Source organism: Longimicrobium sp., assembly GCF_036387355.1.
Classification (GTDB): Bacteria; Gemmatimonadota; Gemmatimonadetes; order Longimicrobiales; family Longimicrobiaceae; genus Longimicrobium.
Map to the genome: position 1 here is coordinate 1 of NZ_DASVTX010000349.1, position 10553 is coordinate 10553.

Here is a 10553-nt window from a genome sequence, read left to right on the forward strand (position 1 = left end):
CGCAGCAGGGTGACGTTGCGGGCGTTTGCCTTCCACGCGGCGTCGAACAGGTCGCCGGCAAAGGGCACGGTGCCCACCAGCGCCTCCAGCCCCACGTTCAGCAGCATGCGGAGCAGGGTGGGGACGGACGCGCCCATCCGCGCCGCCTGCACCACGATGTACGCCGACAGCGCCGAGCCCGCCACGTCGCCGAAGCCCGGGATGAGGCCGATGACGGCGTCCAGCCCCACGCGCGCCTGCGTGCCGGGAAGGCGGATGGAGTTGTCGAGCAGGTAGCTGAGCGAATCCAGGCGCCGCAGCCGGTCGTCGCGCGCGGGAGGACGGTCGTCGATGCTCATGGAGATCCGCTCAGGTGGATGGATGCGCCGGCGAGCGCAGCAGCACGCTGCAGGCGGGCTGCGATGCGGACGCATATAGAAGGAGCGTGCCGTCCGCCCGGAAGCCCGGGGCGGCGGTTCGGGCCCGACGGGAGCGTCCCTTCAGCGCCGCCCCCGCTCCGCGAGGCGAGATGTGAGCGGGACGGGGGATCGGAAGGGATCCCGGGCAGACGCCACGATTGCGGTGTGTGCACCGGAGTGTCGTTCTGCCGCGGGATGTGGCCCTCACCCCGCGTGCTGCGCACGACGACCCTCTCCCACGAACAGATGTGGGAGAGGGAGCACACCCCAGGCCGGCGTGCGGAGGCGGGCGGTGTCGGCTGGGCCCGGCGGGGTGCGGCGCGGGTCCGCTTTCCGGCGGCCGATGCTCACGATGCGGCCGATGCGGTGAGTTGCGTGAGGGATTCGCGCCCGGAGGGCCGAGAACCCGGAGTGGAGGGGCAACAGCAGTACCGTTGCCCGCAACGCAGGGGGCTCGGCGCCGTTAGGCACAGTCGTACCGTGCCTTACGGCGCGCGAAGCCCGACCCGGAGCGCAGCGGAGGGGCACGCCCGACGGAAGTGCAGAGTGCGGAGTGCGGAGTGCTAAGTGCCCGGTCCGCCAACGAAGAAGGAGCGCCCCGGTCGGGAGCGCTCCTTCGCCTCGTCATCCTACCCGCATCCTCAAGATCACGGCGAGGGAGCGGCGTTCAGGATCTGCCCGGCGCGCCCGAATTCCGCGGCGGCGGCGGCGATCTGCGGGTCCAGCGCGGCGGTCACCCGGTAGAAGCCGGCCGCCCCCCACCTGGCCCCCGCCAGCGCCGGGAGCAGCATGCGCTCCAGCGCGCGGTCCGCATCGGCGCTCTGCGGAAGGGTCTGCCCCTGCTGCGCGGCAAAGGCCCGGAACCCGGCCAGCCCGCCCGCGGGAAGGCGGGGGTTGGCGGCCAGCGCGTCCGCCGTGGTGAACGCCGCCGCCTGCTCCGTGAGGTACGCGCCCACCCAGCGGGTCACGATCCCCTGCTCCGAAAGCCGCGCCAGCCACGACGGCGTGGGCTCTTCCTCCGGCATCAGCACGTCCGGGTAGATGCCGCCGCCGCCGTACACGGTGCGCCCGCCCGCCGTGCGGCAGGTGGGGCGGCCGGCGGTGTCGCGCTGCGCCCGGGCCAGCCGGTAGTAGTCCGCCTGCCGGATGCCGCGGTACTGCCGCTGCACGATGCGCCCGCAGGGCGTCTTTACGTGGCCGATCACCAGCATCATCAGCGAGCCGTCGCTGAGCGGAAAGCCCTGCATGAGCAGCGCCTTGCCAAAGGTGGGCCGGCCCACGATGAGCGCGCGGTCGTGGTCCTGCAGCGCCCCCGACAGCAGCTCCGAGGCGCTGGCCGTTCCCTCGTTCACCATCACCACCAGCGGGTACGCCCGGTCGCGGCGAAACAGGCCGCCGCGCACCACGACGCTGTCGCGCACCTCGGCCTTGCGCCCCTCGGACATGTACACGGTGGCGCCCGTGGGCAGGAACAGCGAGGCAATGCTGGACGCCTCGCTCACGATGCCGCCGCCGTTGTCGCGCAGGTCCAGCAGCAGGCGCCGCATTCCCGCGCTCTCCAGCCGCGACACGGCCGCGCGCAGGTCCTCGAACACCCGCTCGTTGCTGAAGGTGGTGACGCGCAGGTACCCCGTCTGCCCGTCCAGCATGATGGCGACGGGAACGGCGCTCTCCTCGTCCCCGCGCTCGCGGCGCACGGGGCGGTCCAGCTCCACGCGGGTGCCGTCGGTGCGCTCGCGCTCAAAGCGCAGGTTCACCGTGCTGCCGCGCGGGCCGGCCAGAAAGGCGGACAGCTCCATGGCGCTTTCCGCCAGCACGGGCCGGCCGTCCACCGCGATCAGCACGTCGCCCTGCAGGATGTCCTCCCGCGCGGCCCGGGTGCCGGGCGCCACGGCCGCCACCACGGGCACGGAGCCCACGTACTGGAACTCGATGGGCACTTCCATGAGCCGTCCCGCGCGGAGCTGCGCCAGGCGGTCCGCCGACAGGCGGGTGGCGGGGATCACGTACGAGTGCGGGTCGGTGGCGCTCACCAGCCCCTGGATGGCCGACATCATCACCCGGTGCGCGTCCAGCGAGTCCGGGTGGTTCACCCGGATCTGGTTGAGCACCTGGCTGAACAGCTGCAGGTCCTCGCTCAGGGTGCGCGGGCGGGTGGCGCCGGTGGGCTGCGCGTGCGCCGCGGAGGGAAGAACAAGGGCGGCCAGCAGCGCCACCCCGGCAATACGGGTCTTCATCAAAATCGCTCCGGAGGCGGAAAGAAAAGCTCTCATCGCTGTGCCGCGCGTTCGGGCGCGCCGGGTCAACGGCCGCCCGTGGAGGGGGCGCCCGCCGCTTCCAGGTCGCGGATGCGCCCCTCGGCGGCGGCGCGGCGCGGGTGGCTGCGGGCGGCGCGCGCAACGAACCCGCGGTACGCGGCCAGCGCTTCGGCCTGCCTGCCCTGCCCGTCGTGCAGCGCGCCCAGCACCAGGTACGGGTCCGCGTAGTACGGCGCCCGGGTGATGACGCCCTGCAGGCTGGCCACCGCGTCGTCCACCCGGCCGGCGCGGGCCAGCACGGCGGCGTAGGCGTAGCCCACGGTGGGCTCCACGGCGCCGCCCTCGGCGGCCAGGCTCATTTCCGACACGGCGGTGGCGGTGTCGCCGGCGGCCATGGCCAGCATGCCCAGCCGCACGTGGGCGGGGTAGAAGGCCAGGTCCTCGGCAATGGCGCGGCCGTACGCTTCCCTGGCCGCGTCGTGGTTCCCCATCCGCTCGTGCAGCTGGCCCACGCCGAACTCCAGCAGCGCCTTGCTTTCGTACAGGTACACGATGTCGCGCGCGTCTTCGCGGCGCAGGTCGGAGATGGCCAAGCCGAACTCGGCCGCGGCCGCGGAGTCGTTCTGCACGTGCGCGAACAGGCGGGCCCGCTCGGTGCGCAGCCACGACTTGCGGCGCGCTTCGCGGACGGCCTGGTCGTACAGCCGCAGCGCTTCCTCAAAGTTGCCCCTGCCGTACGCGTCCTGCGCGCGCAGCGAGGGGCCGCCGTTCTGCATGGTCATGGTGACCCACCGGTCCACCACCGACTCGGGAACGCTGTGGCCGCCCTCGGAGCTTTCCAGCTCCTTGCGCGCCAGGCCGCGCAGGTAGGTGCGGAACACGTCGCCCTCGAACCGGCGGTACAGGAACGGGTTCATGGTGAGCGCGCGAAAGTACAGCGAGTCCATCCGCTGCACCTCGGGGGAGCGCACCACGCGCCGCGTGCCCTGCCAGTAGTCCACCAGGCGGCGCGGATCGGACATCAACTGGGCGGTGTAGCGGCCGTAGAGCGCGTCGGCCGAGCCCGGGTCGATCTCCGCCGCCCAGTAGAAGGCGTCGGCGGCCAGCTGCGGGCGCTGGGCGACGTTCTCGATCCCCAGCGCCATGTACGCCTGCGCGCTGTTGGTGTCGGCGGAGGCGGCCAGCGGGGGGCGGCGCGGGGCCACGGGGGCGCGCTGCGCGCACACCGGCGCGGCGAGGGCGGCCGCGGCGGCGGCCAGAAGCAGGATGTTGCGCATGGGAAAGCGGGTGAGGCGGTGGACGCACGCCGCGTTCTTGCGGCGGGGAAAAACCGGGGCCGGGCGGGCGGGAATGGCGGGCGCGGCCGTGCTGCGGATGGTTCGCGGAAGCGGGAAAAGAGTACCGCCCGGCCGCATCCGCCGCAACCTTTGCGGTGAGCATTTGTTTGCCCGGATCAGTTCCCGCCCTGCCGGCGGGCCTGTCGAGGCCGGGATGAGGAGCGGGGGATCCCGGGGATGACGACCGGGGCGCCGCGGCGTCATCCCCACCCCAACGCCGTACGCGGGCCGGTGGTATAGAGGGGTGAGGAACGCGGCGCCGTCGCCGCCGCCGTGCCGGACCATCGACTACAGGGATCGACTTTCCATGAAGAACATCGTTCGCTGCGCGCTGGCCGCGCTTGCCGTTGCCGCCGTGCCCGCCGCGGCGCAGAGCCCCGCCGGGCCGGACAGCCTGCGCCGCGCGGGAGAAGTGCGCGCCCAGGCGCGCCGCCCGCTGGAGCGCCTGCTGGAGCGCCGCGCCGAAATCGGCCTGTCCGACGCGCAGGTGGCGCGGCTGCGGGAGATCGGGCGCGGGCTGGAGGCGCGCAACGCACCCCTGCGCGAGCGGCTGGCGGCGGAGCGGCAGCGGTGGATGACGGAGCGCCGCGCCCGGCTGCAGGCCATGCCCCAGGAGCAGCGCCGGGAGGAAATGCGGCGGATGCGGCGGGAGCGCGAGGTGCCGGCGCCCATGCAGCCGCTGGTGCGGCAGATGCGCGAAAACATCGCCGGCGCCATGCGCGAGGCCAACGGCGTGCTGACGGAACCGCAGCGCCAGCAGGTGCGCCGCCTGCTGCGCGAGGAAGCGCGCTCCCGCGGCATGCGCGCCCGCCGCGGCGCACGCGGGCAGCGGCCCATGCGCGGCCCGCGCCCCGGCCGCACCGCGCCGGGCACGCAGGCGCCCGCCGCCCGCCCGTAGTTCGCCGTGACCCTCGTTCGCCCCGGCGAGCCGCCCGTGGCGCGCACCGGACCGCCCGCCCCGTCCTCCCCCTCCGCCCCGGCGGCGGGGGAGGACGAGCGCGTTCTGCTGGAAGGGGTGCGCCGGGGCGATCCCGGCGCGTTCGACCGGCTGGTGACGCGGTACATGCGGCGCGCGTACGCCGTCGCGCACCGGCTGCTGGGCAACCGCGAGGATGCGGAAGACCTGGTGCAGGACGCCTTTCTGACCGTGCTGGCCCGGATCGGCGACTTTGACGCCTCGCGCCCCTTTTCCCCCTGGTTCTTCCGCATCCTGGTGAACCGGGGATTGAACCAGCGCAAGGCGCGGGCGGTCCGCCACACCGATCCCATTCCCGAAGACGCCGCCGCGCGTGCGCACTCGCCGGAGCGGCAGGCGGAGCAGGCGGAACTTCGGGACCGGCTGCGCCAGGCGCTGGACGCGCTGCCGGAGCGGCAGCGGGTGATCGTGGAACTGTACGAGATGGAAGGATTCGCCGGTCCGGAGATCGCGGAGATCCTGGAGATCAGCGACGGGACCGTGCGCTGGCACCTTCACGAGGCGCGGCGGGCCCTGCGCAGCGCACTCGCCGTGTATGACAGGAAAGGTGGATGATGGACGAACTGGAACGCGACCCCCTCCTGTCCGCCGCGCTTCGCGACGCGGCCGGCCCGGCACCCGAGCCGGACTGGGACGCGCTGCGCGGCCGCATTGCCGCGCGCGCCGAACTTCCGCTGGCCCGCCGCCGCGCCGCGGTGCGGGCGCCGGCCCGGCGCGCCGTCCGCGCCCTGCTGCCCCTGGCCGCCGCGGCGGGCATCGCGGGCGTGGCATGGACCGCGCTCACCCCCCGCTCCCCCGTGCTCACCCCGGCGGAGCGGAGCGAGATCGACGCCGCCGTCCGCGAAGGGCTCCCCGACCAGGTGCACCTGCTGCTCACGGGCGAGGCCGCCGACGCCGCCCTCCTCGACGTGGTGGACGTGCGCGCGCCGGCCGAACGCGGGGGGTGAGCAGCACCCTTTCCGCCACCGTCCAGACCATCAACTGCACCGGTTCCCGGGAGCAGTACGTGCGCACGGTGGCGGGAGCCGTAAGGTTCTGCGGCGCAAGGGAATGGCCGCTGGGTGGGGGTGCTTGACACGGACGGCCCGGACCCGTAAAACCATGCACGCCCGGGACGAATTCCTCCACCCCGCGCGGGCCGCCACCCGGGCGGCCGACAGGCTGTCCCGCCGCTCCGCGCGGCGGGTCTTTGTTTACTTGGACGGCACCCATGAACGCAGCCATCTTCATCGACGGCGGGTACTTTGACCGGGTTTCCCGGGACTGCGGCTCGCCGCGCATCGACTTCGGACAGCTGTCCGCGGAGCTGGCGCGTCCGCACGAGCTGCTGCGGACCTACTATTATCACTGCCTTCCGTACATGGGCCCCAACCCCTCCGAGCAGGACCAGGAGCGGTACGACAACAAGCACCGCTTCTTCAACGCACTCACGCGGCTGAACCGCTTCGAGGTGCGCGAGGGCAAGCTGGAGTACCGGGGCACGGACCGCGAAACGGAGCGGCCCATCTTTGAGCAGAAGCGGGTAGACATCTACCTGGGCGTAGACCTGGCGATGCTGGCGGTAAAGCAGCGGATCCACCGCGCCATTCTGGTCACGGGCGACAGCGACTTCCTCCCCGCCATCCGCGCGGCCAAGAACGAGGGCGTGCTGGTGCACCTGTACCACGGCAGCGGGCCGCAGCAGCCGCACAAGGACCTGTGGGACGAGGTGGACGAGCGCACCACCATCACCCCCGACCTGCTGTCCAACTTTCTGCTCTGAGCCGGCTCCGGAGCCGGATGCACGAACGCCCGCCGCGATCCCCGTGATCGCGGCGGGCGTGGTGCATCCGTCCTTAGAAACAGAATGGCTCCAACAGAGGCACAGAGACACAGAGGAAAGAACAAGAACTCCTTTGGTCTGTTCTCCGTGTCTCTGTGCCTCTGTTAGTGATTGCTGTTTTCCGTGTACGCGGGAATTCAGAGCGAGCCGCGCCGCTTGACGTCCAGGTAGCGGTTGATGACGGCGGGCACGGCGTCGCCCGGGCGCGTGTCGGCGACGAGCACGCCGGAGCGCTGCATGGAGGCCAGCGCGGCGGCCCGGGCCTGCAGCAGTTCCTCGGCCGCGGCGCGGCGGTACACGCCGGGCTCGTCGTCCGCGGGCTCGGCGGCGGCCGCCTCCACGTCCGGGTTGCGGATGGCCACCACCAGCGGAAGGTGCCGCTCCGCCGCGCGCCGCAGCTGCGACACCACCGCCGCCGACGAGAGCGGGTCCAGGATGTCGGTGAACAGCACCAGCAGGCTGCGCTTGCGCACCTGCTTGGCCAGGTAGGTGAACGCCGCGGGATAGTTGGGCTCCACCATGCTGGCGTGCACCTGCCCCAGCGCCTCGGAGAGGCGCGCCATGCTGTTGCGCGCCGGCGGCAGATACGCGTGCACCCGGTCGGAAAAGACGAGCAGCCCCACCGCGTCGTCGTGCACGCCGGCCACGTCGGCCAGCAGCAGCGCGGCCGTGAGCGCGTAGTCCAGCCGCTCGCGATCCCCCACCTTCTGCGTCATCAGGCGGCCGGCGTCGATGCACAGCATCACGTTCTGCCGCCGCTCGATCTGGTACTGCCGCACAATCAGCCCGCCGCGCCGCGCGGACGCCTTCCAGTCCAGGCTGCGGGGGTCGTCGCCACGCACGTACTCGCGCAGGCTCTCGAACTGCCCACCCTCGCCGCGCTGGCGCACGTTGCGGAACCCCGCGTCGCGCAGACGGTTGCGCAGCCCCAGCAGGCGGTAGCGCTTGACCTCGTTTACCCCCGGCACCACGCGCAGCGGGTCCGCGTGCTGCACTGTGCGCTGCCGCCACGCAAAGCCCGCCGGGCCCGCCACCCGCAGGTGCAAGTCGCCCAGCACGGCGTCGCCCCGGCGGTCGGCGCGCACGGTGTAGGGCACGCGCTCCTCGCGCCGGTCCCCCAGCCACACGTCCATCACGTCGGCCCCCACGCGCGAAAGCAGGGGCGGCAGGTCGTCCGTCACCCGCACCCGCACCCGGCGCGCCATGCGGTTGTCCAGCAGCAGCGCCACTTCCGCCTCCGCGCCCAACCCGATGCGCGGCGGCGACCGGCGCGACACCCGCAGCCGGTCCGCGCCGGGGACGGCCAGCGCGTCCGCGGCCAGCGCCGCGAGAAGCAGGGCGTCCAGCAGCAGGGCGAGCGGCGCGTTGACCAGAAACACCAGCGAGGCCGCGGCCGCCAGCGCCAGCCAGCGGCCCGTGGGAAGCACGTTCAGGCGCACGCCGGTCAGCGCGGGGCGGGAAGGGTGGAAAGCAGCCCGGCCAGGCGGCCGTCCACCGACTGGCCCTCCACCTCGGCCTCGGGGGTCAGCACCACGCGGTGGCGCAGCACGGGGAGCGCCAGCGCCTTGACGTCGTCCGGCACCACGAAGTCGCGGCCCGCCAGGAACGCTTCCGCGCGCGAAGCAAGAAAGAGCGACACGCCCGCGCGGGGCGAGGCGCCCAGCCCCAGGCTGGGCTCTTCGCGGGTGGAGCGCACGATCCGCGTGATGTAGTCCAGAATCGTCGGCTCCACGTGCACCGTGGCCACGGCCCGCCGCAGCGCGATCAGCTCTCCCGCCGCCAGCACGGGGCGAATGCCGAAGCTTTCCGCGCGGTCCGCGCTGAACCCGCCCACGTAGCGGTCCAGAATGGCGCGCTCCGCCTCCAGCCCCGGGTAGCCGATGGTGATCTTGAGGAGGAAGCGGTCCAGCTGCGCCTCGGGGAGCGGATACGTGCCCTCGTACTCCACCGGGTTCTGCGAGGCGAAGACGGTGAAGCCGGCCGGGAGGGGACGGGTGTTGCCGTCCACCGTCACCTGCCGCTCCTGCATGGCCTCCAGCAGCGCCGCCTGCGTCTTGGCCGGGGCGCGGTTGATCTCGTCCGCCAGCAGCAGGTCGGTAAAGATGGGGCCGGGGTGAAAGCTGAAGTCGCGCTTCAACTCGTCCAGCACGTTCACGCCGATCAGGTCCGTCGGCATGAGGTCCGGGGTGAACTGCACCCGGCCAAAGCGCAGCTCCAGCGCCATGGCCAGGGAGCGGATGGACAGGGTCTTGGCCGTTCCCGGCACCCCCTCCAGCAGCGCGTGGCCGCCCGCCAGCAGCGCCACCATCATCTGCCGGAGCATGTCTTCCTGCCCCAGCACCACCGTCCCCAGCTCGTCCAGCACCCGGTGCGCCTTGGCGGCCGCCACCTCGTTCGTTTCCACCATGCTCACGCTTTTCTGACCTCGTCCAGGAGCCTGTCCACGCCACGGGCCACGGACACCAGGTCGGCGTCGCCCCCGCGCTTCCATTCGGTCTGCAGCGCCGCCGCCGCTTCGCGCCCCACCGGGCTCGCCGCGCTCAGCCGGCCGATCAACTCCGCCGCGCCCGCCTCGTCCGCGGGGGCGCGCCGGCCCAGCCGCCGCGCCAATCCCGCCACCAGCAGCCGCCGCGCGGTCCTGCGCGCCCCCGCCTGCCGGTACGCGCCGGCCAGCGCCTCCACGTGCTCCAGCGGCGAGCGCCGCCGCGCGGGCGGGGCCGGCAGCGGCGTGCCGAAGCGCCGCCCCGCCGCCAGGAGCAGAAGGAGCAGCACCGCCATGGCCTGCAGCGCCGCGTGCCCGGCCGGGTGGTGCACCAGAAAGCGGCGCAGACCGCGCAGCACGCTTCCCTCGCCCCGGAACCCGTGGTACCACTCGCCGAACTCGATCCGGCCCTTGGCCCCCGCGCCCTGCGCCGCCGCGCGCGCCAGGATGCCCGCGGCGCCGCTGCCGCGCAGGTTGCGGTTCGTCAGCGGGGCATGGCTGGCCCACACCAGCACCTCGCCCTTCCCCTCGCGCCACTGCAGCGCCGCCACCTCGCGCCCCACCGTCAGCAGGCGCGTGACGCCCTTGCGCTGCAGCGCCTCGCTGCTGTCGGCAAAGGTGGCGCGGATGTTCTTTACGCGGCGCGTCCCGGCCGTCCACGGGTGCGGGGCGGCCTGCGCGGTGAACCCCTCGTCGTACCGGCCCCGGTTCTCCCCGATGTACGAGAGCAGGTGCGGGTACACGCCCAGCGAATCGTACAGCGGACCCGCGCCGCCCTGTGATTCCAGCACAAAGATCAGTGTTCCGCCCTCACGCACGCGCCGCAGGATGGCGTGCACCTCCGTGGGGGAGGGCGACTCGCCGGGGGCAATGAGCACCGTGACCGCGCCCACGGGGTCGGCCTCCACGTACGGCTGCGTGCGCTGCCGCACGGGCAGGTCCAGCTCCCGGAACGTCTGGTAGAGCGCGCCGGCCCCGCCCGGGCTGGTCAGAAAGCTGCTGGCGCGGAAGTCCCGCACGTTGTCGCCCTCCACGCTGCGCGCCAGAAAGCCCATCATCAGCACCAGGGCGATCAGGGCAAAGAGCAGGATGGTGTCGCGGCGGCTACCCATGGGCGCCCTCCGCGCGGGCGGCCTCGCGCAGCGCCTCGTACGCCTGCGCATCCACCGCGCGCCCGCCGAACGCCACCGGCTCGAAGCGGCGCAGGAACCCGGTCAGGGTGCGCGCCGCGTCCGGCTGGGCGCGCACCTCGCGGCGGTAGTCGCCGGGGGTCTTGCTGG

The 10553-nt window shown here is 73.3% G+C and carries 11 protein-coding genes; 4 read left to right on the top strand and 7 right to left on the bottom strand.

The genetic code is table 11. The features are described from left to right. The 3 genes from VF665_RS15330 to VF665_RS15340 all read right to left on the bottom strand — a co-directional run. The coding region (locus VF665_RS15330; protein ID WP_331054309.1) for a DUF4112 domain-containing protein at window positions 1-338 on the bottom strand (338 nt) is incomplete at its 3' end. Between the two features lie 707 nt (window positions 339-1045). Beyond that, entirely contained in the window at window positions 1046-2635 is a 1590-nt protein-coding gene (locus tag VF665_RS15335; RefSeq protein WP_331054310.1) for a S41 family peptidase, read from the bottom strand. A 65-nt stretch (window positions 2636-2700) separates the two neighbouring features. Further along, complete coding sequence (locus VF665_RS15340) at window positions 2701-3933, bottom strand: tetratricopeptide repeat protein (RefSeq protein WP_331054311.1); 1233 nt, start codon at window positions 3931-3933, stop codon at window positions 2701-2703. Window positions 3934-4300: 367 nt separating this feature from the next. Between VF665_RS15340 and VF665_RS15345 the strand changes: the two genes are divergently transcribed. From VF665_RS15345 to VF665_RS15360, 4 genes are all read left to right on the top strand, one after another. After that, window positions 4301-4891, top strand: coding sequence for a hypothetical protein (locus VF665_RS15345; RefSeq protein WP_331054312.1), 591 nt, complete (start codon window positions 4301-4303; stop codon window positions 4889-4891). Between the two features lie 6 nt (window positions 4892-4897). After that, a complete protein-coding gene (locus VF665_RS15350; RefSeq protein WP_331054313.1) occupies window positions 4898-5524 on the top strand; it encodes a sigma-70 family RNA polymerase sigma factor in 627 nt (208 codons plus the stop codon). Then, window positions 5521-5916 carry a hypothetical protein gene (locus tag VF665_RS15355; protein WP_331054314.1) on the top strand — a complete coding sequence of 132 codons (396 nt, stop codon included), beginning with the start codon at window positions 5521-5523 and terminating at the stop codon, window positions 5914-5916. Before VF665_RS15350 ends, VF665_RS15355 begins: the two co-directional genes overlap by 4 nt. Window positions 5917-6179: 263 nt before the next feature. Next, window positions 6180-6731 (top strand): NYN domain-containing protein, encoded by a 552-nt coding sequence (locus VF665_RS15360; RefSeq protein ID WP_331054315.1) that lies wholly within the window; start codon window positions 6180-6182, stop codon window positions 6729-6731. A gap of 197 nt (window positions 6732-6928) precedes the next feature. On the opposite strand, the gene VF665_RS15365 is transcribed toward VF665_RS15360, so the two are convergent. From VF665_RS15365 to VF665_RS26015, 4 genes are all read right to left on the bottom strand, one after another. Further along, window positions 6929-8230, bottom strand: a complete 1302-nt coding sequence (locus VF665_RS15365) for a DUF58 domain-containing protein (protein WP_331054316.1) — start codon at window positions 8228-8230, stop codon at window positions 6929-6931. Window positions 8231-8235: 5 nt separating this feature from the next. Continuing rightward, window positions 8236-9198, bottom strand: coding sequence for a MoxR family ATPase (locus VF665_RS15370; RefSeq protein ID WP_331054318.1), 963 nt, complete (start codon window positions 9196-9198; stop codon window positions 8236-8238). Window positions 9199-9200: 2 nt separating this feature from the next. Continuing rightward, a complete protein-coding gene (locus VF665_RS15375) occupies window positions 9201-10385 on the bottom strand; it encodes a DUF4350 domain-containing protein (protein WP_331054317.1) in 1185 nt (394 codons plus the stop codon). Continuing rightward, window positions 10378-10553: DUF4129 domain-containing protein (locus VF665_RS26015; RefSeq protein WP_414678865.1), on the bottom strand; the 176-nt coding region annotated here is incomplete at its 5' end. The genes VF665_RS26015 and VF665_RS15375, both read right to left, overlap by 8 nt.